The sequence below is a fragment of the Kribbella speibonae genome (assembly GCF_004331375.1).
GTDB lineage: Bacteria > Actinomycetota > Actinomycetes > Propionibacteriales > Kribbellaceae > Kribbella > Kribbella sindirgiensis.
In genome coordinates, this window is sequence record NZ_SJKC01000002.1 from 922,402 (window position 1) to 946,271 (window position 23,870).

The window sequence follows — 23,870 nt, forward strand, 5'->3', positions numbered from 1 at the left end:
GGGGTCTCAAATGACTACTTCAAGTGATCAATCGCCGGGTCGGGGCATTGATCGGGGTGCTGCGTCAGCCGGCGATCAGGCCGTCGCCGCTGATCAGCTCACGCATCTCGGCCAGCGAGCTGTCCGACGGGGGCAGGATGGCGTCGGAGTCGTGCAGCTCGGTGTCCGGCACCTGCTCACCGGAGCGGACGAAGTCCAGCAGCGCGGCGAACGCGCTCTGGTACGCCGTCTCGTCGCCGGACGACACCGCCTTCTCCAGGTCGCCGTCCACCGCGTTGAGGGCTTCGAGCTTGTCGTCGGCCAGTCGCCACTGGCCTTCACCCATGATGCGAACGATCACCGAACATCTCCGTCCTGAGGTCGCGCCGGCTCCGTGGCAGGTTGCTGTGCCGGCTGCTGCACTGGCTGGGCGGACTGCGGCTGGGCCTGCGCGGCCCCCTCACCGGAGAGCTCCTTCGGCGCACCGCCGCCGGCCAGCTGGGCCTTCATGGCGGCCAGCTCGTTCTCCACGTCGGAGCCGGACGACATCCGGTCCAGCTCCAGGGTGATGTTGTCCTTGACCGTGCCGCTCGCGTCGTCGAGCGCGCCGGAGGCGAGCAGCTCGTCGATCGCACCGGCCCGGGCCTGCATCTGCTGGGTCTTGTCCTCGGCCCGCTGGACCGCGAGACCGACGTCGCTCATCTCCTCGGAGATCCCGGAGAAGGCCTCGTTGATCCGGGTCTGCGCCTCGGCCGCGGTGTAGGTGGCCTTGATGGTCTCCTTGCGGGTCCGGAACGACTCGACCTTGGCCTGCAGCCGCTGGGAGGCGAGCGTCAGCTTCTCCTCCTCACCCTGCAGCTGGGCGTGCTGGGTGGTCAGGTCGTCGATCTGGCCCTGCAGCCCGGACTTGCGGGTCAGGGCCTCGCGGGCCAGGTCCTCGCGGCCCATCGAGAGCGCCTTCTGCGCCTGCTCCTGCAGCTTGGCCGACTGGGACTGCAGCTGTGACGCCTGCAGCTCCACCCGCTTCCGGCTGGTGGCCACGTCGGCCACACCCCGGCGTACCTTCTGCAGCAGCTCGAGCTGCTTCTGATACGAGTAGTCAAGGGTTTCGCGAGGATCCTCGGCCTTGTCCAGGGCGGAGTTCGCCTTGGCCTTGAAGATCGTCGACATCCGCTTGAAGATGCTCATCGATATCCGTACCCCTTCTGTGCCGGAGTGACGACCCGGCGTGCGTGCCTTCCACCCTATGTCCCACCGGGTCACCACACCATCAGGACTGGCCCCGATAAAGTAGTAGAAGGTCCGGGGACCACCCCGAGTCGCGACCTGCCCTGCGAATGAGGTTCTGACCCCGTGTTCCGTCGTACCAAGTCTGAGACAGATACCACCGTACCCGCCGAGCCCCAGGGCAAGGTGGGCGGCAAGGGCCGGCCGACCCCGAGCCGCAAGGAAGCCGAGGCGGCCCGCAAGGCCGCGTTCAAGAAGCCGCGCAACCGCAAGGAGGCCTCGGCGATCCGGCGGGACAAGGTCCGGACCGAGCGCGCCAAGATGCAGGCGGCGATGCAGACCGGCGACGACCGGTACCTTCCGGCCGCCGACAAGGGCCCGGTCCGGCGGTTCGCCCGGGACTACGTCGACGCGCGTTACTCGGTGATGGAGTTCGCGCTGCCGGTGCTCCTGGTGGTGTCGCTGGTCGGCGTGGTGTTCTCGCCGCAGTTCCCGTGGCTGGCCGGGATGGTGAACCTGCTGTTCCTGTTCATGATCCTGCTGATCGCGGCGGACTGGTTCCTGCTGACCTCCGGGCTGAAGAAGCAGGTCGCGATCAAGTTCCCGAACGAGTCCACCAAGGGGCTCGGGTTCTACGCGGTCCGGCGGACCATGCAGATGCGCCGCTGGCGACTGCCCAAGCCGATGGTGAAGCGCGGCGAGAAGCCGAGCTGACGGTAGCGAAGTAGGGTCTGGGGTATGGACTTCCGCTATCTGGGCAACAGTGGTCTCAAGGTCAGCGAGATCTCGTACGGCAACTGGCTGACGCACGGCTCCCAGGTGGAGAACGAGCAGGCCAAGGCCTGCGTGCGGGCGGCCCTGGAGGCCGGCATCACGACGTTCGACACCGCCGACACCTACGCCAACACCAAGGCCGAGTCGGTGCTCGGTGAGGCGCTGGCCGGCGAGCGCCGCGAGTCGCTGGAGATCTTCACCAAGGTGTACTGGCCGACCGGTCCCGGCGGACCGAACGACACCGGCCTGTCCCGCAAGCACATCCACGAGTCGATCAACGCCTCGCTGAAGCGGCTGCAGACCGACTACGTCGACCTGTACCAGGCGCACCGGTTCGACACCGAGACGCCGCTCGAGGAGACGATGGAGGCCTTCGCCGACGTCGTCCGGCAGGGCAAGGCGCTGTACATCGGCGTGTCGGAGTGGACCGCGGAGCAGTTGCAGGAGGGGCATCGGCTGGCCCGTGAGCTGCGCATCCCGTTCGTCTCGAACCAACCGCAGTACAGCATGCTGTGGCGGGTGATCGAGGCCGAGGTGGTGCCGGCCTCGGAGGAGCTCGGTATCGGCCAGGTGGTGTTCTCGCCGATCGCGCAGGGCGTACTCACCGGCAAGTACCTGCCCGGTCAGCAGCCGCCGGAGGGGTCCCGGGCGACCGACGCCAACGGGTCGAACTTCATCAAGCGGTTCCTCACCGACGACGTACTCACCCGGGTCCAGGAGCTGAAGCCGCTCGCCGACGAGGCCGGCCTCTCGCTGTCCCAGCTCGCGATCGCGTGGGTGCTGCAGAACAGCAACGTCTCGTCGGCCATCATCGGCGCCTCCCGGCCCGAGCAGGTGACCGAGAACGTGAAGGCGGCCGGCGTGACGCTGGACGAGGGGCTGCTGAAGCGGATCGACGAGGTGCTCGGCCACATCGTCGAGAACGACCCGGCGAAGACCGCGCAGAACGCCCCGCAGAAGCGGCCGAACTCGTGAGCTGGAGCTGGCGGTTCGAGACCGCGACCGGCGCCCTGGTCGACCCCGGTGAGGTCGGCGGGGCGGAGTTCTCGGCGCAGGGTGACGCGGAGAGCTGGCTGGGTGAGGTCTGGCGCGATCTGGCCGACCGCGGCGTCGGCCAGGTGTACCTGCTGGAGGACGGCCGTGAGGTGTACGGCCCGATGAGTTTGTCGAGCGCAGAGTAGAGTTCGGTCGAACCACACGCCTGCGTCACAGGGAAGCCGGTCCGAGTCCGGCGCTGACCCGCAACCGTAGGTCACCAGTTTGGTGACAAGCCGGAACACTGTGACGCAGGCAGTCAGGCTCAACTACCCGCCGTGGTCCGCGGGTGGAGCCCCTACCCTGCCAGTGCAGGCGGGACCTCCTCCAACCGGGCTGCGGCCCGACCGAGGACCAACCATGACTGCATATCGCCGGACCGTACGACTGGTCCTGAGCCTGCTGGCGGGTCTCCTGCTGGCTGGGACCGTCGCCACCACCGCACAGGCGGAAGACGGCTACCGCTTCTGGGGCTACTACCAGTGGAGCAACGGCCAGTGGGCCTTCTCCCAGAAGGGCGCGGACGCCTTCGTCCCGGCCGACGGAACCGTGGAGGGCTGGCGGTTCGCCGTCGGCGGCGCCAAGCCCCGGGTCCCGCGGGCCGCGGGCGACTTCGAGGCGATCTGCGGCAAGACCCCGGCCGAGACGGGCAAGAAGCGGGTCGCGCTCGTCGTCGACCCGGGGACGCCGGAGGACGCGGTCGCCGGCGATACGCCGGGTGAGGCCAAGGGCACCTGCGTCGTGACCGACCCGAAGTCGACCGGCGCGCAGGTACTCGCCGCGGCCGGACCGGTCCGGATCGAGAAGGGCCTGACCTGCGGTATCGCGGGCTACCCGTCGAAGAGCTGCGGCGATCAGCTGAAGAACATCAAGGTCCCGGCCAGCGAGACCCCGGTCACGCTGCAGATCGGCGCGGCGGTGGGCTCGACAGCGACACCTGCCGCTTCTACACCCGCTTCGGACAGCAGTGGTACGCCGTGGACCGGCATCATCATCGCCGTCGTCGTGGTCGTGCTGCTGGCCGGCGGCGGTCTCGTCCTGAACCGCCGGCGTAGCGCAGCTCAGTAGATGCGCGCCGTCAACCACCTGACACTCCCCCGGGCACTTCACCCGGGGGCCTGGTGGTTGTGGGCGCTCTGTATGGCAGTCGCGGCCAGCAGGACACGTAATCCGGTCCTGTTGGTCCTGATCCTCGCCGTGACCGGATTCGTCGTTTCGGCCCGCCGGAGCGACGCGCCGTGGGCACACAGCTTCACTGCGTTCCTCAAACTCGGCCTGCTGGTCATCGCTGTCCGCGTGGTCCTGCAGGCACTGCTGTCCACTCGCTCGCAGGGCAACACGCTGCTGTTCACGCTGCCTCAGATCCCGTTGCCTGACTGGGCTGCGGGCGTCAAGCTCGGCGGCGACGTCACGGCGGAGGCACTGGTGACGGCCCTGTACGACGGTGGTCAGCTGGCCGTCATGCTCTGCTGCGTGGGCGCGGCCAACGCACTGGCCAGTCCGCGGCGGCTCCTGAAGTCGTTGCCGGGAGCCCTCTACGAGATGGGCGTCGCCTGCGTGGTCGCACTGACCTTCGCGCCGCAGCTGGTGACGGACGGCCGCCGGGTGCGCGCAGCACGACGGTTGCGCGGCCGCACCCGCGCCTCCTTCCGTACGACGGCCATGCCGGTCCTGGAGGGCGCGTTGGACCGGTCGGTCGAGCTGGCAGCCGCAATGGACTCCCGTGGCTACGGGCGTACTGCGCAGGCTCCTCGTTCTCAGCGTCGACTCACGGCGCTCTGCGTGCTGCTGGGACTGCTGGGGATCCTGCTGGGTGTCTACGCGTTGCTGACCGATGCCATGGCGTTCCCATTCGCTGCCGGTGCGCTGGCGGCCGGTGTGCTCCTGGCGGTCGCAGCCATGGCTGTAGGACGGCAGCGGGTCAGCAGGACGCGCTACCGGCCCGATCCGTGGGCGCTGCCCGAGTGGCTCGTCGTAGCAGCCGGTGCGGTGGCCGCGGGTGCCATGGTGATCGCAGCGGTCCGTGGCGTGAACGGTCTGCTGCTGGCCGGCCCGTTGGTCGTGCCACCAGTACCGGTGCTGCCGGTGGTCGGCGTACTGGTTGGACTGGTGCCCGCACTCGCCGCACCACCGTTAAAGAAGGCGGTCGCATGATCGAGTTCGACCAGGTGACGGTGACGTACGACGGGGCGCGTGAGCCGGCCCTGCAGGACGTGAGCTTCACGGTGCCCGAGGGCGAGTTGGCGCTGGTGATCGGGCGGACCGGGTCCGGCAAATCCACCTTGCTGCGGGCGATCAACGGTCTGGTGCCGCACTTCACCGGAGGCAGGCTCGCGGGGCGGGTGCTGGTCGACGGGCGGGACACTCGCGAGTACCGGCCGCGCGATCTCGCCGACGTGGTCGGGATGGTCGGACAGGACCCGATGTCTGGCTTCGTCACCGACACGGTCGAGGACGAGCTGGCGTACAGCATGGAGTCTCTCGGTGTGGCGCCTGACGTGATGCGGCGGCGCGTCGAGGAGACCTTGGACCTGCTCGGGCTGGCTGACGTACGGGACCGTGCTCTGACTTCGCTGTCTGGTGGACAGCGGCAGCGGACCGCGATCGGTGCGGCTCTCACGTCGCATCCCGCCGTACTCGTGCTGGACGAGCCCACGTCGGCGCTGGACCCGCAGGCGGCCGAGGAGGTGCTGGCCGCGCTGCAGCGGCTCGTGCACGACCTGGGCGTCACTGTGGTGATGGCCGAGCACCGGCTGGAGCGTGTGATCCAGTACGCCGACCGCGTGATCGAAGTACCCGGTGGTGCCGCCGCTGTGTCCACGGGACTGCCGGCCGAGCGCATGGTGACCGCACCGGTCGCACCGCCGGTCGTGGAGCTGGGACGGCTAGCTGGATGGTCACCGCTCCCCCTGTCAGTACGCGACGCCCGACGTGCTGCGGCAGGTCTCCGCTCCCAGCTCAACGCTCCACAGCCTGCACGCACCGGAGCACCACTGGGTGCGGAGCTTGCCCACTGCAAGGATCTCGTCGTGAGCTACGGCACCGTCACTGCACTCCGGGGCGTGTCGCTGAGCATCCAGGCCGGTGAGATCGTCGCGCTGATGGGCCGCAACGGCGCGGGCAAGTCGACCTTGCTGAACTCGCTCGTCGGCATCATCGCTCCTCGTTCTGGTACTGCGAGCACCGCAGGAGTCGACCCCCGCCGTACCAAGCCGAAGCGACTGGTCAAGGCCGTCGGGCTGGTCCCGCAAGAGCCCGCGGACCTGCTGTACGCCGCTACGGTCGCGGACGAGTGCGCCAGCGCGGACTCCGACTTCAAGGTGCCCGCAGGTAGCTGCCGGGCGCTCCTGGAGCGGCTGGCACCGGACGTGGCTCTGGACATGCATCCGCGCGACCTGTCCGAGGGACAACGGCTGTGTCTGGCGTTGGCCGTCGTACTGTGTGGCGCGCCGCCGTTGCTGTTGCTGGACGAGCCGACCCGAGGGCTCGACTACGGCGCCAAGCGGCGGCTGGTCGCGATCCTGCGCGAGCTGGCGGCTGCTGGGCACGCAGTGGTGCTGTCGACCCATGACGTGGAGATGGTCGCCGAAGTCGCCACCCGGGTGATGGTGCTTGCCGACGGCGAGCTGGTGAGTGACGGCGAGACGGCCGAGGTGATCGCCGGGTCGCCGGCGTTCGCGCCGCAGGTGGCGAAGATCCTGGCCCCGCTGCCGTTCCTGACCGTCGGCGAGGTCGCCGAGGCGTTGGACCGGGCCTCGTGAACCTCGCCCGGCTCAAGCCCCGCAGCGCGGCGCCCACCCCGCCCCTCCGCCTAGTTCGGCTCAAGCCGCGAAGCACGGTGGCGTTGGTGGTTGCGTCTTTGGTCGGCGTACTCGCGTTCGCCTGGCCGTTGTTCTTCCAGACCTCGCAGGCAGGTGAGTCGGCGATCGGTCACACCACGGACGCGCCCTGGCTGTTCGTGCTGCTGCTGCCGTTGCTCGTGGCCGTCGTCCTCGCGGAGCTGTCCGAGGCCGGGATCGACGCGAAGGTGATCTCGCTGGTCGGCATGCTCGCCGCGGTCGGCGCGGCACTACGCGCATTGGGCCCAGGGACCGCAGGACTCGAGCCGGGGTTCTTCCTGCTGGTGCTCGCGGGACGCGCGTTCGGGGCCGGGTTCGGCTTCGTGCTCGGGGCGGTGTCGTTACTGGGCGGGGCGTTGATCAGCGGCGGGGTCGGGCCGTGGATGCCGTTCCAGATGTTCGCGTGCGCGTGGGTCGGGTGCCTGGCCGGGCTGTTGCCGCGGGTCGGCGGGCGGTTGGAGTTGCCGCTGCTGGCGGCGTACTCCCTGGTGTCGGGCGTGCTGTACGGCGTGATCATGAACCTCTGGTTCTGGCCGTACGCGACGTTCGGCAGCGACTTCTCGTTCATCCCGGGCGACTCGCTGGCCGCCAACCTGCACAGGTACTTCCTGTTCGTGGTGGCGACGTCGCTGGGATGGGACATCCCGCGCGGGATCCTCAGCGCGGTGCTGGTGCTGGTGCTCGGGCGGCCGATCCTGAACGCGTTCCGGCGTACGGCGCGCAAGGCGGCGTTCGAGGCGCCGGTGGTCTTCGAGCCCGGGAGGACGAATGCCTGACCGAACCCTCATCCTCGGCGGAGCCCGCTCCGGCAAGTCCGTCGCCGCCGAACGCCTGCTGTCCGCGGAGCCCGACGTCCTGTACGTCGCCACCGGCGGACAGGACTCCGGTGACGCCGAATGGGCCGACCGGGTCGCGAAGCACCAGGCCCGCCGGCCGGCCTCCTGGGGTCTGGCGGAGACGATCGACCTGGTACCGCTGCTCGCGTCGCCCGGTCCCACGCTCCTGATCGACTGCCTCACGCTGTGGCTGTCGCGAACCATGGACAGCGTCGACGTCTGGTCCGATCTGAGCCGTGCGGGCCTCGTCGAGCAGCGGATCACCGAGCTCGCCGACGCCTGGTCCGCGACCGCTCGCCGCGTGGTTGCCGTCAGCAACGACGTCGGCTCGGGCATCGTGCCCGCCGACCCCGGCTCCCGCCTCTTCCGGGACCTGATGGGCCGCCTCAACACCACCATCTCCCTGACCTCCGACCAGGTCCTCTGGACCGTAGCCGGACGTACCCTCCCGCTCACATGACGGGCGGGCGGCGTGACGGGCTCCGGTTGTCCTTCGGCACTCTCACCGTGCTGCCCGCAGGTATGCCGTCCCGGGTCGATCGAAACGTCGGCGGGCGGGCGATGGTGCTCGCTCCGGTGGTCGGGGCGGTCGTAGGCGGCATCGCAGCAGCTGTGATCGCGCTGGCTCAACTGGTCAAGCCGGACGCGGACCTGTTGGCGGCGGTGCTGGGTGTGCTGGTGGTGGCCGGTCTTTCAGGTGCGCTGCATCTGGACGGGCTCGCCGACTTCGCCGACGCGCTGGGCAGCCGGCGGGACCGCGAGACCATGCTGCGGATCATGAAGCAGAGCGACATCGGCCCGTTCGGTGTCGTCGCGATCGTCGGCGTACTGCTCCTGGACGTCGCCGCCCTCACCGCCTGCCTGCAAGCGGACTTCGGCTGGCAGGCGCTCCTGATCGCCACCACCGCGAGCCGCCTCACCCTCCCCTGGTCCTGCCGTACGTCGATCCCCGCCGCCCGCCCCGACGGCCTGGGCACGATCGTCGCCGCCACCGTCCGCCCGCTCACGGCCGTCGCTGTCACCACCGCCGTCCTCGCCGCAGCCGTAGGCCTCACCTGGTTCACGACCTCGTCGACCAGCACCGGCACCACAGCCAGCCACCTGATCGGCGCCGCGATCGCCGTCCTCCTGGCCGTCGCGACCAGCCTCGTCACCAGCCGCCGCGCTTACCGAGCTCTCGGCGGCACCACCGGCGACGTTCTCGGCGCAACGGTCGAACTGGCCCTCCCGATCGCCCTTCTGGCTCTCGCCTTGACCATGTGAGCGCTCGCCTCCACCACGCCGCCGCCCCGGTGGTCTACTCTCGCGCTCGTGAGTGCCCCGCGATCCGTTATCTTTATGTAATGAACGCAACCCGCCCAGCCCCGGGCTCGCAGGCTTCGCTGCGCGAAGCCAACCGTGCACGCGTTCTCGGCGTCGTCCGGCAGCACGGCCCGCTCACCCAGGTCGAGATCGCCGCCGCCTCCGGCCTGTCCGCGGCCACCGTGTCCAACATGGTCAAGGAGCTCGACCAGGCCGGCGTGGTCGGCCTGTCCCGCAGCATCCGCAACGGGCGGCGCGCCGTACTGGTCTCGCTCGCGTCCGGCGGCGGACTGCTGGCCGGCGTCGCGTTCGGCGAGCGCGACGTGCGGGTCGCGGTCGCGAACGACTCCCGCGAGATCCTCGCCCAGCAACTGATGCCGCTGCAGGCCGACCACGTCGCCGACGAGGGTATGGAACGCGCCGCCCGGCTGCTCGCCGACCTGGCCGAGACGGTCAGCTCCGGTGTCGAGGACATCTCCGCGATCGGGTTCGGGCTGCCGATGCCGGTCGACTCCGTCAGCGGCGAGGCGGGCTCCGACGCGGTCCTGCCCGGGTGGCGCGGCGTCAACGTGACCGAGGCGATGTCCGGGTACCTGCGCGCCCCGGTCGCCCTCGACAACACCGCGAACCTGGCCGCACTGGGCGAACTGCGGGCCGGAGCGCTCCGCGGCGTCCGGAACGGCTGCTACCTGAAGTTCTCGTACGGCGTCGGCGCGGGCATCGTGATCAACGGCGACGTGTTCCGCGGCTCGACCGGTACGGCGGGCGAGATCGGGCACCTGACGATCGACGAGAACGGCCCGATCTGCCGCTGCGGGAACCGCGGCTGCCTGGACACGTTCGTCGGTTCGCGGGCGCTGATCAACAGCCTGGCCGCGTCGCACGGACCGCTGCGGCTGAAGGACATCGTGACCCGTGCGCTGGCCGGTGACCTCGGCTGCCGCCGGGTGATCGAGGACGCCGGCCGCCGCGTCGGCGTGGCCGTGGCCGGGGTCGTGAACCTGCTGAACCCGGAGGCGATCGTGGTCGGCGGCCTGATGGCCGAGGCCGGTGAACTGATCACCGCCCCGCTCCGCGAGGCGCTGGACCGGTGCGCGATCCCGAGCGCCGCGGCGACCGTCGAACTCCGGGCGGCCGAGCTCGGCGACGACGCCGACATCGTCGGCGCGATCCACCGTGCGTCGATGCTGAGTCATACCAATATCTCCATTTCTTGAATTCAAGTCTTGACGCCAAGACGCTGGAGGGCTTGACTTCGGGCAGGCCAATCGGGGCCGTCACGTCAAGGAGCCGCCATATGTCCGTCTCAGCACTACGTCTCGTCGGCCTCGGCCTCGCCGTCTCGGCCCTCGCCGTCTCTCTGGTGGCCTGTGGCTCGGACGACGACTCGGGCAGCGGCTCAGGCGGCGCGAAAAAGGTCGCGCTGTTGCTGCCCGAGTCGAAGACCACCCGGTACGAGGCGCTCGACCGCCCGCTGTTCACCGAGGCGCTGAAGGCGGCCTGCGGCGACTGCGAGCTGATCTACAGCAACGCCGACCAGGACGCCGCGAAGCAACAGCAGCAGGCCGAGGCCGCGCTCACCCAGGGCGCGAACGTGCTGGTCCTCGACCCGGTCGACGGCAAGGCCGCCGCCGCGGTGGTCGCCTCCGCCAAGGCCCAGAGCGTCCCGGTGGTCGCGTACGACCGGTTCATCGAGAACGCCAACTACTACGTCTCGTTCGAGAACGAGGCGGTCGGCAAACTGCAGGCGCAGACCCTGGTGGATGCGCTCAAGGCAGCCGGCAAGACGTCCGGCAACATCGCGATGATCAACGGCTCGCCGACCGACCCGAACGCGGCCGACTTCAAGAAGGGCGCGCACAGCGTGCTGGACTCCAGCGGTTTCAAGATCGCCGCCGAGTTCGACACCCCGGACTGGAGCCCGGACAAGGCGCAGGGCTGGATGGAAGGCCAGCTGAGCGCGATCAAGAACGGCCTGGTCGGCGTGTACGCCGCCAACGACGGCACCGCCGGCGGTGCGATCGCCGCACTCAAGGGCGGTGGCGTGAAGCCGCTGCCGCCGGTCACCGGGCAGGACTCGGAACTGGCCGCGATCCAGCGGATCATCGCCGGTGACCAGGCGATGACCATCTACAAGGCGGTCAAGCCGCAGGCCGAGGCCGCCGCCAAGGGCGCCGTGGCGCTGGCGAACGGCGGCAAGCCCGAGTCCACCACCGACAAGAGCGGCGTCCCGTCGACGATTCTCGACCCGGTCGCGGTGACCAAGGACAACATCAAGGACACCGTGGTCAAGGACAACATCTACAAGGTCGCCGACATCTGCACCGCCGCCTTCGCGGCCGCCTGCACCGCCGCAGGCCTGAGCAGCAACTAGCCGCCCGCTGACCCGCCCCCTCGTCGCAGCCCCCCGCAGTGAGGTGCGGGGGGCTGTGCCGGGCCCCTCCCCAACCGCGCCCCCGGCGAGGATCATGGCCTGAAATAAGCCTCAGGAGGCTGATCGAGTGACTGTTACCCCGACTCCCCTCGACGTCGGCGCCGGTACGGTGCTGACGCTGCAGGGGGTTTCCAAGCGTTTCGGGGCCGTCCAGGCCCTCAAGAACATCGAGCTGGACGTCCGCGCCGGTGAGGTACTGGCCCTGGTCGGCGACAACGGCGCCGGCAAGTCGACGCTGGTCAAGACGATCGCCGGCGTCTACACCGCCGACGACGGGTCGATGGTGTTCGACGGCAAGCCGGTCCGGGTCGGCAGCCCGGCCGAGGCGCAGCAGCTCGGCATCGCCACCGTGTTCCAGGACCTGGCGCTGTGCGACAACCTGGACGTGGTCGCGAACCTGTACCTCGGCCGCGAACTGCACAAGAACGGCGCGCTCGACGAGGTCGAGATGGAACGCTCGTCCTGGGAGCTGCTCCGGCAGCTGTCCGCGAAGATCCCGTCGGTCCGGATCCCGGTCGCCAGCCTGTCCGGCGGCCAGCGGCAGACCGTCGCGATCGCGCGCAGCCTGCTCGGCCGGCCCAAGGTCGTGATGCTGGACGAGCCGACCGCGGCCCTCGGCGTAGCTCAGACCGCCGAGGTCCTCAACCTGGTCGAGCGGCTCCGCGAACGCGGTCTCGCGGTGATCCTGATCAGCCACAACATGGCCGACGTGATGGCGGTCGCCGACCGGGTCGCCGTACTCCGTCTCGGCCGCAACAACGGCGTCTTCGTGGTCAGCGAGACCCGGACGCAGGACATCATCGCCGCCATCACCGGCGCCACCGACAACGCGGTCTCCGAGCGCGCCGCGCGCCGGAGCAAGGAAGAGGGACCGGCCACATGAGTCTCCAAGGATCGGGGACCCGACCCCAGGACATCAGTACGACGGCGACGCCCGAGGAGAACGGTGCGGCCCAGCTGCCGGCCGATCTCCAGGACGAACGGCTGATCGCCGGGCACGGGATCAGCGGCGCGGTCGGCGCCTTCACCGCCCGGCTCCGGTCCGGCGACCTCGGCTCGGTCCCGGTGGTCGTCGGCCTGGTCATCATCTGGGCGGTCTTCCAGGTCGCGAACAGCTCGTTCCTGTCCAGCCGCAACCTGGTGAACCTGACACTGCAGACCACGTCCGTCGGAGTGATTGCCCTCGGCATCGTCCTGGTCCTGCTGCTCGGTGAGATCGACCTCTCGGTCGGCTCGGTCAGCGGCGTGGCGGCTGCGGTCGTCGGCGTCACGTTCGTCAACCAGGGCTGGCCGATCGTGCTGTCGCTCGTCGCCGCCATCGCCCTCGGCGTACTGATCGGCCTGTTCTACGGCCTGCTCTACACCCGCTTCGGCGTACCGAGCTTCGTCATCACGCTCGCCGGTCTGCTCGGGTTCCTCGGGCTGCAGCTGCTGGTGCTCGGCAAGGACGGCACGATCAACCTGCCGTACGATTCCGCACTGGTCGGCTTCGCCACGCGGAGCTTCCTCTCCCCCGCGATGGCCTACGCGCTGGTCGCCCTGGTCGTCGCCGCCTATGCGCTGAGCCGTTGGCAGGGCCGGACCGCCCGCGCCGCGGCCGGTCTCTCCGCGGCGCCGAACTCGGTGATCGCGATCAAGGCCGGCGGTCTCGCGATCGTGCTGCTGATCCCGGTCGCGGTCCTCAACGGCGACCGGGGCGTCTCGTCGATGTTCCTGCTCTTCCTCGCACTGGTCGTGATCACGGACCTCGCCGTACGCCGGACGCGCTGGGGCCGCTCGGTCTTCGCCGTCGGCGGCAACGTCGAGGCGGCGCGCCGGGCCGGTATCAACGTCCGGATGATCTACCTGTCGGTGTTCGCGGCCTGCACCACGTTCGCCGCGGTGGGCGGCATCCTCGCGGCGGCGCGGCTGGTCGCGGTCGGGCAGGCCAGCGGCGGCACGGACGTCAACCTGAACGCGATCGCGTCCGCCGTGATCGGCGGCACCAGCCTGTTCGGCGGCCGCGGTTCGGCGTACTCGGCGCTGCTCGGCGCATTGGTGATCACCTCGATCTCCAACGGTCTCGCGCTGCTCAGCCTGGACTCCAACGTCCGCTACATCGTCACCGCGGGCGTGCTGCTGATCGCGGTCACGATCGACTCGCTCAGCCGCCGCAGCCGCCAGGCCCACGGCCGCGCCTGAACCGTTGCCAGACGCAAGAAAGCCCCCGTCGCCGTTGACGGGGGCTTTCTCGGCTCTTACGCGGTTTCGGCGATCAGGTCGACCTTCGGCTCCGCGAAGTGGCAGGCGGCCGTGTGGCCCGGCGTCGACTGCGGCTTGATCTCCAGCAGCGGCTCCTGGGTGGCGCAGATGTCCTCCGCCTTCCAGCAGCGGGTCCGGAACCGGCAGCCGCTCGGCGGGTCGATCGGCGAAGGTACGTCGCCGACCAGCCGGATCCGCTCCTTCGGCGGGACGCCCCGGATGGTGCCCAGGTCCGGCGCCGCCGACAGCAGCGCCTGCGTGTACGGGTGCTGCGGCGCGTTGTAGATCTGGTCCCGGCTGCCCTGCTCGACGATCTTGCCGAGGTACATCACCGCGACCTCGTCACAGAAGTGCCGGACCACGCCGAGGTCGTGCGCGATGAACACGAACGCGATCCCGAGGTCCTTGCGCAGGTCCTCGAGCAGGTTCATCACCTGGGCCTGGATCGACACGTCGAGCGCGGACACCGGCTCGTCGGCGATGATCACCTCGGGCTCCACCGCGAGCGCCCGGGCGATCCCGATCCGCTGCCGCTGACCGCCGGAGAACTCGTTCGGGTACCGGTTGTGGTGCTCCGGATTCAGGCCGACGCGCTCCAGCAGTTCCTGGACCCGCGCGAGCTCCTGCCCCTTCTTGACCAGGTTGTGCACGCGCAGCGGCGTGCTGATGATGTTGCTGACCGTCTGCCGCGGGTTCAGCGAGCTGTACGGGTCCTGGAAGACGATCTGCAACTGGCGGCGGAACGGCCGCAGGTCCCGCTCCTTCAGCTGCGCGATGTCCGTGCCCTTGAACACGATCTCGCCGGACGTCGGGGTCAGCAGCCGGGTGATCATCCGGCCGGTGGTCGACTTACCGCAACCGGACTCGCCGACCAGACCGAGACTGGCGCCGGCCTTCAGCTCGAAGGAGACGCCGTCGACGGCCTGCACGACCTTCTTGGTGCGGCCGAGACCGGCGGCCTCCTTGATCGGGAAGTGCATCTTCAGGTCGCGGACCTGCAACAGTGTGTCGCGCGGGGTGTCGTTCTTGGTTTCGCTCATAGCTCCTCAGTCCCCTCGTCAGCCCAGTCTCGGCGCGACCTCGGCCTCATAGATCGAGGCCTTGTCGTGCAAGTGACAACGGGACGTATGGGCACCGGCGCCGTCCACCGGCAGCAGGTCCGGCAGCTGGGTGGTGCAGAGCTCACCCTTGACGCGCTCGACGTACGGGCAGCGAGCGCTGAACGAGCAGCCGTCCGGCAGGTTCAGCAGGCTCGGCGGCAGGCCCTTGATCGGGCGCAGCCGCTCGTTGGCCGCGGAAACGGTCGGGATCGACTCGAGCAGACCCCAGGTGTACGGCATCCGCGGGTTCGCCAGGACGTCCTCGGCGGTGCCGTACTCGACACAGCGCCCGGCGTACATCACCAGGACGTCGTCGGCCATCTCGGCGACCACCCCGAGGTCGTGGGTGATCAGCACGATCGCGGAGCCGAACTCCTTCTGCAGGTTGTTCAGCAGGTCCAGGATCTGCGCCTGCACGGTCACGTCCAGCGCGGTGGTCGGCTCGTCGGCGATCACCAGCTTCGGGTCGTTGATCAGGCTCATCGCGATCATCGCGCGCTGCCGCATACCGCCGGAGAACTCGTGCGGGTACTGCGAGAACCGGCGCGGCGGGTTCGGGATCCCGACCAGGTCGAGCATCTCCAGCGCCCGCTTCTTCGCCACGTCCTTGGAGACCTTGTGGTGCACCCGGTACGCCTCGACCAGCTGGTTGCCGATCGTGTACAGCGGGTGCAGCGAGGACTGCGGGTCCTGGAACACCATCGACATCGCGTCGCCGCGGATCTTCATCAGGTCGTTCTCGGACAGGCCGACGAGTTCGTCGCCGCCCAGCCGGATCGAGCCGGTGATCCGGGTCCGCTTGCGGTCGTGCAGGCCCATCACGGCCATACTCGACACCGACTTGCCGGAGCCGGACTCGCCGACGATGGCCAGCGTGCGGCCGAGCGGGACCGAGTAGCTCAGTCCGTTCACGGCGCTCACCAGACCGTCGGCGGTGGGAAACTTCACGGCCAGGTCCTCGACCACCAGGTACGGCGTCTCGCCGCTGGGGTTGATCGAACCCTGCCGGCGTTCCCGGGTGGCGACCGACGGGCCGCGCTTGGCGTCCACAGGACCAGCTGCACTCTCGGCCATGCTGTCCTTCTTGTCTTCGGGGGCGCGGTCTTCGGCGCGGTCTTCGGGGGCGGGAGTGCTCACGACAGCCTCACTCGCGGGTCGATCAGGCTGTAGCCGATGTCCACCAGGAAGTTCATCGCGACGATGATCACCGAGGCGACCAGCACGGTGCCCATGATCACGGGCAGGTCGTAGTTGTTCAGGCTGTCCAGCACCAGCTGCCCGAGCCCGGGGAGGTCGAAGATCCGCTCGGTGAAGATCGCGCCGCCGAGGCTGCCGGCGATGTCCAGACCGAAGATCGTCACGACCGGGATCAGCCCGGAGCGGAGTGCGTGCTTGTAGGTGACCACCCGGTCGGACAGGCCCTTGGCCCGTGCGGTCCGGATGTAGTCCTCGCTCAGCGTCTCGACCATGGAGCCGCGGGAGTACCGCGCGTAGGACGTGCAGTTGTAGATGCCCAGCACCAGCCAGGGAGTCAGCAGGCCGGCGATGAACTTCCCGAAGTTCTCCGAGGGCGGTGTCCACTCACCCCGCGGCAGGATCGGGTAGACGATGGTCAGGTACAGCGCGACCATCAGCGCCACGATGTAGTAGGGCACCGAGCTGACCACCAGCGTGCTGGTCATCAACGCCCGGTCGCCGAGGCTCCCGCGTCTCTTCGCGGCCATCGATCCGACGAACACACCGATCGTCAGGACCAGGACGGCGTACCCGAGCACCAGCGACAGCGTCACCGGGAACCTGGAGCCGATCAGCTCCGTGACCGGCCGGTCGTTCTTGAACGAGAAGCCGAGGCAGGGCGCCGCGCAGTGCTGCGTGACACCGGACGTGGTGAAGTCGCGGCCGGCGAAGATCCCGATCGTGTAGTCAGCGAACTGCTCGACCTTCGGCCGGTCGAGGTTCAGGTTCTTCGTGATCTCCTCATAGCGCTGCTGCGTGCAGTTGCGCTCACCGCAGATGGCGGCGGCCGGATCGGTCGGCGCGATGAAGAACAGCGCGAACGTCGCGATCAACGTTGCCAGCACCACACTGAGCGCGCTGACCAAGCGGCGCGCCACGAAATAGAGCACGGGATTATCTCCTCACCGATCGGCGTGATGCCCGGACTTGTGGTCCGGGCACCACGCCACCCTCAGTGGATCAGTACTGCTTCAGAACGGACGTCGGTCAGGGCTGCTTCAGGAACATCGAGGTGAACTCGAACACACCCTGGGTCGGGTCGTTCACCGCACCGCCGATGTTCTTGCCGACCGGCATGTTGCTCGAGCTGTAGTAGAGCGGCAGGACCGGGAGGTACTTCTCCATGATCTCCTTGTCGATCTTCGGCCACTCCTTCAGCTGCTCGTCCGGAGTCTTGGCCTGGATCGCCTCGATCTGCTTGTCCAGCTCCGGGTCCTTCAGCTGACCGACGCTGTTACCCGCCGCGACCGCTGCGGACGTGAACAGCACCGGGAACCAGCTCGTGGCGCTCGGCCAGTCGGAGCACCAGCCGGCCGGGGTACGGCCGATGTTGACCGGAGCGTCCGGCGCACCCGTGAACTTACGGATGTTGGCCTTCGGGACACCGATCGCCTTGACCTTGAAGCCGGCCTTCTCGAAGACCTGCTTGCGCAGCTGGTTGGCCTGGGTCGAGATCTTGTCGTCGATCGAGTAGTACCAGCTGAGCTCGAAGTTCGACTTGCCGATCTTGGCCAGCTCGTCCTTGACCTCCTTGGCGACCGCGTCGTCCTCGGCGCCGTTACCGGTGCCGTTCAGGCCCGGCAGCTCGTACTTCTCGTAGCCCGGGACGGCCGGCGGCAGGATCGTCGACGCGGGCGGGTCGGTGGTCGGGTTCAGACCGGCGACCTTGCGCCACGAGTTGTACGGGTACGCCTTGGCGATCAGCTTGCGGACGTCCAGCGGGATCTTCTGGGTGTCCATCGTGTACATGTTCGTGCACGGCGACTGACCGGTGATCAGCTGCGCCTGGTCCTTGACCTCGGGCAGCAGCGTGGTGTCCAGGTTCGAGTAGTTCACCGCGTTGGCGTCCGGGCCGGAGCTGACCAGCACCTGGCGCTGCGCCTTGATGGTGTCCTGACCGAACTTGAAGTCCCAGCCGTCGACGTACTGGTGCCGCACCGGGTCGGTGTTCGGGTCCCAGCTCGGGTTCTTCACCAGCTTGAGCTCGCTGCCCGGGTTGTAGGACTGGACCATGTACGGGCCGGTCGACATCGGGTGCTGCTCGTAGTTCTTCTGGGTGTCCTTCGCCTTCGGCATCGGCGCGAAGAGCGGGAACGCCGCGTAGAACGGCAGGTCGTCGAACTTCTTCGCCAGCTTGATGACCAGGGTGTGGTCGTCCGGCGTCTCGACGCCCTTGTAGACGTCGCCCCCGGCGACGTACGGACCCTTGTAGGTCTGTCCGTCCAGGAAGTAGTCCATCTGGTACGTCGGGCCGTTCTCGTACAGCGTGTGCGCGAAGGACCGCTTGATCGCGTACGCGTAGTCCTCGGCCTTGACCGGCGTACCGTCCTGGTACTTGATGCCCTGCTTGAGCTTGAAGGTCCAGGTCAGGCCGTCGTCGGACTTGGTGCCGAGGTCCTCGGCCAGGTCCGGTACCAGCACCGGCTTCTTGTCCGGGCCGTCGAGGCGGAACTGGGTCAGCGCGCGGAAGTACAGCTTCTCGATCGCGTTGCCGTCCACGTAGTACGTGTCGGTCGGGTCGAAGCCGGAGGGCGTCACGTCGGACAGGACGGTGATCGTCCCGCCCTTCTTCGCGCCCTCGACGTCAGGGGCCGGGCCTTTCGCAGTGGGGTCCGTCGCCTTGACCTGGGCGCCTCCCACCGCGTCGGTGCCGCCCTTGCTGCCGCTGTTCGAGGACGGGCTGCCACAGGCCACGGCGGTCAGCATGACCGTCGCCGCGACCGCGGTTATCCGTTTCCACTGCATGGTCGGGTTTCTCCTTTTCTGCCGCTGGGGCAATCGCCGTACTACCGGCGAGTCTTGGGGTCGAAGGCGTCCCGGATCGCGTCTCCGAGCAGGGCCAGCGCGAGCACCAGAGCGGTGATCCCGATGACCGGCAGCCACAGGTAGAGCGGGTCGGCCTTGTACCAGTTGGTGGCGACGGCGATCGTCTGGCCCCACGAGGGCTTCGGCTCGACCAGTCCGACGCCGAGGAACGAGAGCCCGGCCTCCGCGGTCACGTACGCCGGGACGGCCAGCGAGGCCGAGATCACGATCGGGGCCACCAGGTTGGGCAGCAGCTCCTTGAACAGGACCTGCCAGGTCGGCACACCGATCGCCTTCGCGGCGAGCACGAACTCACGCTCGCGCAGCGAGAGCACCTCGCCGCGGATGATCCGGGCCAGGCCCGCCCAGCCGAAGAACGCGAGGACGAAGATCAGCACGTAGAACCGGATGTTCGCCTGGTCCTCCGGCGACAGGTTGAACGACCCGCCGCGCAGCGACTCGACGATCGGGACCAGCGCGATCGCGAACAGCAGGAACGGCAGGCTGAGCACGAAGTCGATCAGCCAGGAGATGATCCGGTCCACCCAGCCGCCGAGGAAGCCGGCCAGCAGACCCATCACGACGCCGATCGCGGTGCCGACCACGGTCGCCAGGAACGCGATGATCAGCGACGGGCGGGCGCCGTACACCCAGCGGGCGAAGTTGTCCCGGCCGGTCTTCGGCTCGATGCCGAACCAGTGGTCCGCGGTGATGCCGATCGTCGGGTAGCCGAACTCGTCGATCTGCTGGGTGTTGAAGGTGCTGATGTCCTGGCCCTCGAGCTTGGACAGCAGCGGCGCGAAGATCGCGACCAGGACGAAGAACAGCACGATCGACGCGCAGATCACCGCGACCCTGTCCTTGCGGAGCCGGTCGAAGGCGATCCGGCTCGGCGACTTGCCGTGCGGAGTGGCGGCCGTGCGGGCCGGCTCCGCAGAGGCCGGGTGATCTTCGACCCCTACGGTCGAGTCGGGCGACCCAATACTCATTCGCACTCCGTCAGTTCAGTCGGCCGGATTTCGGTCCGCGGATCCGGCACACATCGGTGGATGGCGTGCCGACCTTTGCTCTCTTGAGGGCCCTGGTCAAATCGCCTTGACAAGCGATTCCGTCCGAGCCGGGCGCTAGCCTGCCCGACGCGGTGACACCAAACCAGCAGTGCCCGGCAGCGGTAAACAAATCGTTACCGGAACCGGTACTCGAACGGGATAATTACCCCGTTTGGTCACCGTCCGCAGTTGAGTCCTTGCGAAACGCGTCGGCACAGTACCGACAGTGGCCATTTTGTGCCAGGATATTACGGACGGTAACGATTCTCGACGTTCGGTCGCGGAACGGGGTCAGCGCACGTGAACCGTCACGAAGGGCGGTTTGACGACGTCGAAGGTTTCCCCGCGCCCCCGGATGTCGACGGTTACCTGATCGCCTTCTTTCACCGACGCGTCCAGCAGTGCCAACGCAATACCTTTCTTGAGCGTCGGCGAGAACGTCCCGGAGGTGACTTCACCCAGCGCCGCACCGGATTGATCCAGAACCGCCATATGCGGCCGCGGAATACCCCGTCCGGCGGCCCGCAGGCCGCGCAGGATCCGGGCCGGTCCGCGCTCCTTCTCGGCGCGCAGGGCCGCGTCGCCCCAGAAGTGCTCCTTCTTCCAGCCGACGGCCCAGCCCGACCGTGCCTGGACGGGCGTGATGTCCGGCGCGATGTCCTGACCGTGCAGCGGGTACCCCATCTCGGTCCGCAGCGTGTCCCGCGCGCCCAGTCCGGCCGGGACGATGCCGTACTGCTCGCCGGCCGTCAGCAGCGCGTCGAACACCGCCACCGCGGCGGCGTTCGGTACGACGAGCTCGAAGCCGCGCTCACCCGTGTAGCCGGTGCGGCACACGACCACCGGCGTACCGCCGAAGTCGGCCGTCGCGAAGGACATGTAGTCGTGACCCGTCGGCAGGCCGATCGCGGACACCACCTCGTCGCTGTTCGCGCCCTGCACCGCGAGGATCGCGTAGTCGTCGTGGACGTTCGTCACCTCGACGCCCTCGGGTGCGCCGGCCTGGAGCAGGCGCACCACCTCGGCGGTGTTGGCGGCGTTCGGGATCAGGAACACGTCGTCGTCGGCGTGCAGGTAGGCGATCAGGTCGTCGACCACTCCCCCGTTCTCGTTGCAGCACAGCGTGTACTGCGCCTGGCCGGGAGCGATCTTGCCGAGATCGTTGGTCAGGCACGCGTTCACGTACGCCGCGGCGCCCGGACCCTTGACGGTCGCCTTGCCGAGATGGCTGACGTCGAAGACGCCGACCGACGTACGCACCGCGGTGTGCTCGGCCACGACGCCGGAATACTCCAGGGGCATCTCCCAGCCGCCGAACTCGGCGAACTTGGCGCCGAGCGCGACATGGCGCTCGTGCAACGGGGACTTCTTCAGAACAGGCGACTGCGAAGATGACGGGGTCATGGAGCGCAAACTACCGGACGCGTAGCATGCGGAGGCAGCTCGCACGTACCGTGACGACCGGCTGTCTGCCCGCCGGTCAAGGAGGACTGAGGATTTCGTGACCACCATCACCCTGAGCAAGTCAGATGCCGCCGGCGTCAAGAGCGACGCCGTGGTCATCGGCGTGGTCAAGAGCGGCGGCGGTGTCACCCTGCCGGCCGGCACCGAATCGCTGAACGCCGCGTACGGCGGGAAGCTGGTGGAGGTGCTGTCCGGTCTCGGCGCCACCGGCAAGGCCGGCGAGGTGACGAAGGTGCCCGGTCCCAACCCCGGCAAGTCGGCCACCCTGATCGCGGTCGGTCTCGGCGCCGCCCCGGACGGCGAGCTGAAGACCGAGGACCTGCGGACCGCGGCCGGCACGGGTGTGCGGGCCGCCAAGATCTCTCAGTCCGTCGCGTTCGCGTTGCCGACTCCGGACGCCGAGTGCGTGCGCGCGGTGGCCGAGGGCGCGTTGATGGGTCGCTACGCGTTCACGGCGTACAAGTCGTCGGACGGCGCGAACGACGCGCCCGGCAACCTGACCGTGCTCACCGACCTGGCCCGGAACAAGGACGCCAAGGCCGCCCTCGAGCGCGCCCAGGTGACCGCGGAGGCCGTCGCGCAGGTCCGCGACTGGGTCAACACGCCGCCGTCGGACCTGCACCCGGCCGAGTTCGCGGCCGACGCGGTGAAGCTCGGCAAGGAGTACGGCGTCAAGGTCGAGGTGCTCGACGAGAAGGCACTCGCCAAGGGCGGGTACGGCGGCATCCTCGGCGTCGGCCAGGGCTCGAGCAACCCGCCGCGGCTGGTCCGGCTGACCTACACCCCTCGGAAGCCGGTTACGCACCTCGCATTCGTCGGCAAGGGCATCACTTTCGACTCCGGCGGCCTGTCGCTGAAGACGTCGACCGGCATGGTGAGCATGAAGTCCGACATGGCCGGCGCCGCCGCGGTGATCGGCGCGACGATCGCCATCGCCCGGCTCGGCCTGCCGGTCCAGGTGACGTCGTACGCCGCGATGGCCGAGAACATGCCGTCGGGTTCGGCGGCCCGGCCGTCCGACGTGCTGACGATGTACGGCGGCAAGACCGTCGAGGTGCTGAACACCGACGCCGAGGGCCGCCTGGTGCTCGGTGACGCCCTGGTCCGGGCATCCGCGGACCAGCCCGACCTGATCATCGACGTGGCCACCCTGACCGGCGCCTGTGTCGTTGCCCTCGGCACCAAGGTGGCGGGCGCGTTCGGGAACACCGACACGGCCCGCGACCGGGTGGTGGACGCGGCGGTCGCGGCGGGCGAGTCGATGTGGCCGCTGCCGATCCCGGCCGAGATGCTCGACAAGCTGAAGTCGCACTCGAAGGTCGCCGACCTGGCGAACATCACCGGCGAGCCCTGGGGCGGCGCCCTGGCGGCGGCCGCCTTCCTCGGCGACTTCGTTGCTGACGGCATCGACTGGGTGCACCTGGACGTCGCCGGCCCCGCCTTCAACGACGGCGGCCCCTCCGGCTACATCCCGACCGGCGGCACCGGCTACGCCGTCCGCACCCTGGTCGAGCTCGCCGCGTCAGCGAGCTGAGTACCGAATCTCCAGCATGGTGCAGCCGGTCCCGGTGCGATAGGGACCGTGCGGCATCCCCGGCGGCCGGCAGGCGTAGTCGCCGGGGCGGAACGTCTGGTCGAGGGTGAGATCGGTCAGCTCACCCTCGAGCAGGTAGACCTCTTCGACGTACTCGTGCCGGATCACCGCGTCCCCTGACACCGTGCCGGGCGCCCACCGCGCCACCCGTGTCAACGTGCCGTCGGGATCCCGGCTCAGCACACGCTCCGAGATTCCGCTGCCCGCGTCGGCCCACTGGACCTCACCAGTGGCGAAGAACTCCCGCTCGTCCTTCATCGGTCAGTCCCAGGCCGGCGCGAGCTGCTCGATCGAGTACACGACGCGGCTGGTCAGACCGCGCGGGTCGGTCAGCTCCACCCGCCACGCGTCGGCGAACTGGTCGACGCCCGGGATCATCGGGATCGTCCCGCTGAGCAGCACGGTGCCCGGAACGATCCGCTCCCCCAGCTCCTCGATCCAGTACGACGGCGGCAGCAACTGCGCCAGTGTCCCGTCCTGGATCAGCGTCTCGACATCCCCGTGCCGGACCCACGCCTTCAAGGTGAACCGGTCGAGTTCGTCCTCGATCTCGCTGAGCGGCCAGGCGACGTCACCGAGCAGGTCCGGCGCGGATTGCTTGCTCCAGGCAACGCCATGGACCTCGAGCGCCCGGTCCGTGTGATCGCACGCTGCCGTGAGCAGGACGTCGTCCTCGCCGACCACCAGCGCCCACTCCGCCTCACCGGACGTCTTGGCGTGGGCGACCTGCACGACCTCCGGCCGCCCGACGAGTGACGCGGACAGCGGGTAAAGCGTCGGGATGCGGCGCGGAGCCGGTACGCCGAGCTCGGCCAGCTCGTCCACGTGGTGCTGAACCTGCGCGGTGTCACGGCCGGCGTAGCCCGCGTTCAGCGCATAGCGGACGGTGACCGCCCGCTCGCTCCCGTCGGGCAAGGTGAACCGCATCGTCATCGGGCTCCTCCAGATTTTCTTG

24 protein-coding genes are annotated in these 23,870 nt (G+C 68.9%); 14 read left to right on the plus strand and 10 right to left on the minus strand.

The genetic code is table 11. From position 1 onward, the window contains the following. Positions 1–64: 64 nt before the first annotated feature. Positions 65–340 (minus strand): PspA-associated protein PspAA, encoded by a 276-nt coding sequence (gene pspAA / locus E0H92_RS17645; protein ID WP_131289096.1) that lies wholly within the window; start codon positions 338–340, stop codon positions 65–67. Next, positions 337–1,167, minus strand: coding sequence for a PspA/IM30 family protein (locus tag E0H92_RS17650; protein ID WP_131496967.1), 831 nt, complete (start codon positions 1,165–1,167; stop codon positions 337–339). Before E0H92_RS17650 ends, pspAA begins: the two co-directional genes overlap by 4 nt. 165 nt (positions 1,168–1,332) lie before the next feature. On the opposite strand from E0H92_RS17650, the gene E0H92_RS17655 reads away from it, so the two are divergent. The 13 genes from E0H92_RS17655 to E0H92_RS17715 all read left to right on the plus strand — a co-directional run bounded on the left by E0H92_RS17655 (position 1,333) and on the right by E0H92_RS17715 (position 13,607). Further along, positions 1,333–1,920 (plus strand): DUF3043 domain-containing protein, encoded by a 588-nt coding sequence (locus E0H92_RS17655; RefSeq protein ID WP_131496968.1) that lies wholly within the window; start codon positions 1,333–1,335, stop codon positions 1,918–1,920. A gap of 24 nt (positions 1,921–1,944) precedes the next feature. Beyond that, positions 1,945–2,955 (plus strand): aldo/keto reductase family protein, encoded by a 1,011-nt coding sequence (locus tag E0H92_RS17660; protein WP_131462560.1) that lies wholly within the window; start codon positions 1,945–1,947, stop codon positions 2,953–2,955. Continuing rightward, positions 2,952–3,161, plus strand: coding sequence for a hypothetical protein (locus E0H92_RS17665; protein WP_131462559.1), 210 nt, complete (start codon positions 2,952–2,954; stop codon positions 3,159–3,161). The genes E0H92_RS17660 and E0H92_RS17665 overlap by 4 nt, the downstream gene beginning before the upstream one ends. A 214-nt stretch (positions 3,162–3,375) precedes the next feature. Next, positions 3,376–4,083, plus strand: a complete 708-nt coding sequence (locus E0H92_RS17670) for an SCO2322 family protein (RefSeq protein ID WP_131496969.1) — start codon at positions 3,376–3,378, stop codon at positions 4,081–4,083. Continuing rightward, positions 4,084–5,169, plus strand: a complete 1,086-nt coding sequence (locus E0H92_RS17675; protein ID WP_131496970.1) for an energy-coupling factor transporter transmembrane component T — start codon at positions 4,084–4,086, stop codon at positions 5,167–5,169. Beyond that, a complete protein-coding gene (locus E0H92_RS17680; RefSeq protein WP_131496971.1) occupies positions 5,166–6,776 on the plus strand; it encodes an ABC transporter ATP-binding protein in 1,611 nt (536 codons plus the stop codon). The genes E0H92_RS17675 and E0H92_RS17680 overlap by 4 nt, the downstream gene beginning before the upstream one ends. An 86-nt stretch (positions 6,777–6,862) precedes the next feature. Continuing rightward, positions 6,863–7,630, plus strand: a complete 768-nt coding sequence (locus tag E0H92_RS17685; protein ID WP_238173474.1) for an ECF transporter S component family protein — start codon at positions 6,863–6,865, stop codon at positions 7,628–7,630. After that, a complete protein-coding gene (locus E0H92_RS17690) occupies positions 7,623–8,150 on the plus strand; it encodes a bifunctional adenosylcobinamide kinase/adenosylcobinamide-phosphate guanylyltransferase (RefSeq protein WP_131462554.1) in 528 nt (175 codons plus the stop codon). The genes E0H92_RS17685 and E0H92_RS17690 overlap by 8 nt, the downstream gene beginning before the upstream one ends. After that, entirely contained in the window at positions 8,147–8,953 is an 807-nt protein-coding gene (locus E0H92_RS17695; protein WP_131496973.1) for an adenosylcobinamide-GDP ribazoletransferase, read from the plus strand. The genes E0H92_RS17690 and E0H92_RS17695 overlap by 4 nt, the downstream gene beginning before the upstream one ends. Positions 8,954–9,033: 80 nt before the next feature. Further along, entirely contained in the window at positions 9,034–10,209 is a 1,176-nt protein-coding gene (locus E0H92_RS17700; protein ID WP_131496974.1) for an ROK family transcriptional regulator, read from the plus strand. Positions 10,210–10,289: 80 nt separating this feature from the next. Next, entirely contained in the window at positions 10,290–11,366 is a 1,077-nt protein-coding gene (locus tag E0H92_RS17705) for a substrate-binding domain-containing protein (RefSeq protein ID WP_131462551.1), read from the plus strand. Positions 11,367–11,493: 127 nt separating this feature from the next. Next, entirely contained in the window at positions 11,494–12,309 is an 816-nt protein-coding gene (locus E0H92_RS17710) for an ATP-binding cassette domain-containing protein (RefSeq protein WP_131462550.1), read from the plus strand. After that, positions 12,306–13,607 (plus strand): sugar ABC transporter permease, encoded by a 1,302-nt coding sequence (locus E0H92_RS17715; RefSeq protein WP_131462549.1) that lies wholly within the window; start codon positions 12,306–12,308, stop codon positions 13,605–13,607. The genes E0H92_RS17710 and E0H92_RS17715 overlap by 4 nt, the downstream gene beginning before the upstream one ends. A 56-nt stretch (positions 13,608–13,663) precedes the next feature. Here the strand turns inward: E0H92_RS17715 and E0H92_RS17720 are convergent, their stop codons facing one another. From E0H92_RS17720 to gcvT, 6 genes are all read right to left on the minus strand, one after another. Continuing rightward, positions 13,664–14,707: an ABC transporter ATP-binding protein gene (locus E0H92_RS17720; RefSeq protein WP_131462548.1), complete on the minus strand. Its 1,044-nt coding sequence runs from the start codon at positions 14,705–14,707 to the stop codon at positions 13,664–13,666. 18 nt (positions 14,708–14,725) lie between these two features. Next, positions 14,726–15,904: an ABC transporter ATP-binding protein gene (locus E0H92_RS17725; protein ID WP_131462547.1), complete on the minus strand. Its 1,179-nt coding sequence runs from the start codon at positions 15,902–15,904 to the stop codon at positions 14,726–14,728. Next, positions 15,901–16,893, minus strand: a complete 993-nt coding sequence (locus E0H92_RS17730) for an ABC transporter permease (protein WP_131289127.1) — start codon at positions 16,891–16,893, stop codon at positions 15,901–15,903. The genes E0H92_RS17725 and E0H92_RS17730 overlap by 4 nt, the downstream gene beginning before the upstream one ends. Before the next feature lie 97 nt (positions 16,894–16,990). Beyond that, positions 16,991–18,748: an ABC transporter substrate-binding protein gene (locus E0H92_RS17735; RefSeq protein WP_131462546.1), complete on the minus strand. Its 1,758-nt coding sequence runs from the start codon at positions 18,746–18,748 to the stop codon at positions 16,991–16,993. 41 nt (positions 18,749–18,789) lie between these two features. Continuing rightward, entirely contained in the window at positions 18,790–19,797 is a 1,008-nt protein-coding gene (locus E0H92_RS17740) for an ABC transporter permease (RefSeq protein ID WP_131289131.1), read from the minus strand. A gap of 351 nt (positions 19,798–20,148) precedes the next feature. After that, a complete protein-coding gene (gene gcvT, locus E0H92_RS17745) occupies positions 20,149–21,261 on the minus strand; it encodes a glycine cleavage system aminomethyltransferase GcvT (RefSeq protein ID WP_131496975.1) in 1,113 nt (370 codons plus the stop codon). A gap of 97 nt (positions 21,262–21,358) precedes the next feature. On the opposite strand from gcvT, the gene E0H92_RS17750 reads away from it, so the two are divergent. Further along, a complete protein-coding gene (locus E0H92_RS17750) occupies positions 21,359–22,855 on the plus strand; it encodes a leucyl aminopeptidase (protein WP_131462544.1) in 1,497 nt (498 codons plus the stop codon). Here the strand turns inward: E0H92_RS17750 and E0H92_RS17755 are convergent. Further along, positions 22,844–23,173, minus strand: coding sequence for a cupin domain-containing protein (locus tag E0H92_RS17755; protein WP_131462543.1), 330 nt, complete (start codon positions 23,171–23,173; stop codon positions 22,844–22,846). The two genes, E0H92_RS17750 and E0H92_RS17755, sit on opposite strands and share 12 nt — an antisense overlap. 3 nt (positions 23,174–23,176) lie before the next feature. Further along, positions 23,177–23,848, minus strand: a complete 672-nt coding sequence (locus tag E0H92_RS17760) for a DUF2848 domain-containing protein (protein WP_131462542.1) — start codon at positions 23,846–23,848, stop codon at positions 23,177–23,179. Between the last annotated feature and the right edge of the window lie 22 nt (positions 23,849–23,870).

Excerpts from the sequence above, each read along its gene's own strand:
- E0H92_RS17700 (WP_131496974.1), top strand. The coding sequence starts at position 9,034 with ATGAACGCAACCCGCCCAGCCCCGGGCTCGCAGGCTTCGCTGCGCGAA.
- E0H92_RS17675 (WP_131496970.1), top strand. The coding sequence starts at position 4,084 with ATGCGCGCCGTCAACCACCTGACACTCCCCCGGGCACTTCACCCGGGG.
- E0H92_RS17660 (WP_131462560.1), top strand. The coding sequence starts at position 1,945 with ATGGACTTCCGCTATCTGGGCAACAGTGGTCTCAAGGTCAGCGAGATC.
- E0H92_RS17690 (WP_131462554.1), top strand. The coding sequence starts at position 7,623 with ATGCCTGACCGAACCCTCATCCTCGGCGGAGCCCGCTCCGGCAAGTCC.
- E0H92_RS17650 (WP_131496967.1), bottom strand. The coding sequence starts at position 1,167 with ATGAGCATCTTCAAGCGGATGTCGACGATCTTCAAGGCCAAGGCGAAC.
- E0H92_RS17670 (WP_131496969.1), top strand. The coding sequence starts at position 3,376 with ATGACTGCATATCGCCGGACCGTACGACTGGTCCTGAGCCTGCTGGCG.
- E0H92_RS17680 (WP_131496971.1), top strand. The coding sequence starts at position 5,166 with ATGATCGAGTTCGACCAGGTGACGGTGACGTACGACGGGGCGCGTGAG.
- E0H92_RS17720 (WP_131462548.1), bottom strand. The coding sequence starts at position 14,707 with ATGAGCGAAACCAAGAACGACACCCCGCGCGACACACTGTTGCAGGTC.
- E0H92_RS17760 (WP_131462542.1), bottom strand. The coding sequence starts at position 23,848 with ATGACGATGCGGTTCACCTTGCCCGACGGGAGCGAGCGGGCGGTCACC.
- E0H92_RS17755 (WP_131462543.1), bottom strand. The coding sequence starts at position 23,173 with ATGAAGGACGAGCGGGAGTTCTTCGCCACTGGTGAGGTCCAGTGGGCC.
- E0H92_RS17740 (WP_131289131.1), bottom strand. The coding sequence starts at position 19,797 with ATGAGTATTGGGTCGCCCGACTCGACCGTAGGGGTCGAAGATCACCCG.
- gcvT (WP_131496975.1), bottom strand. The coding sequence starts at position 21,261 with ATGACCCCGTCATCTTCGCAGTCGCCTGTTCTGAAGAAGTCCCCGTTG.
- E0H92_RS17715 (WP_131462549.1), top strand. The coding sequence starts at position 12,306 with ATGAGTCTCCAAGGATCGGGGACCCGACCCCAGGACATCAGTACGACG.
- E0H92_RS17705 (WP_131462551.1), top strand. The coding sequence starts at position 10,290 with ATGTCCGTCTCAGCACTACGTCTCGTCGGCCTCGGCCTCGCCGTCTCG.
- E0H92_RS17735 (WP_131462546.1), bottom strand. The coding sequence starts at position 18,748 with ATGCAGTGGAAACGGATAACCGCGGTCGCGGCGACGGTCATGCTGACC.
- E0H92_RS17695 (WP_131496973.1), top strand. The coding sequence starts at position 8,147 with ATGACGGGCGGGCGGCGTGACGGGCTCCGGTTGTCCTTCGGCACTCTC.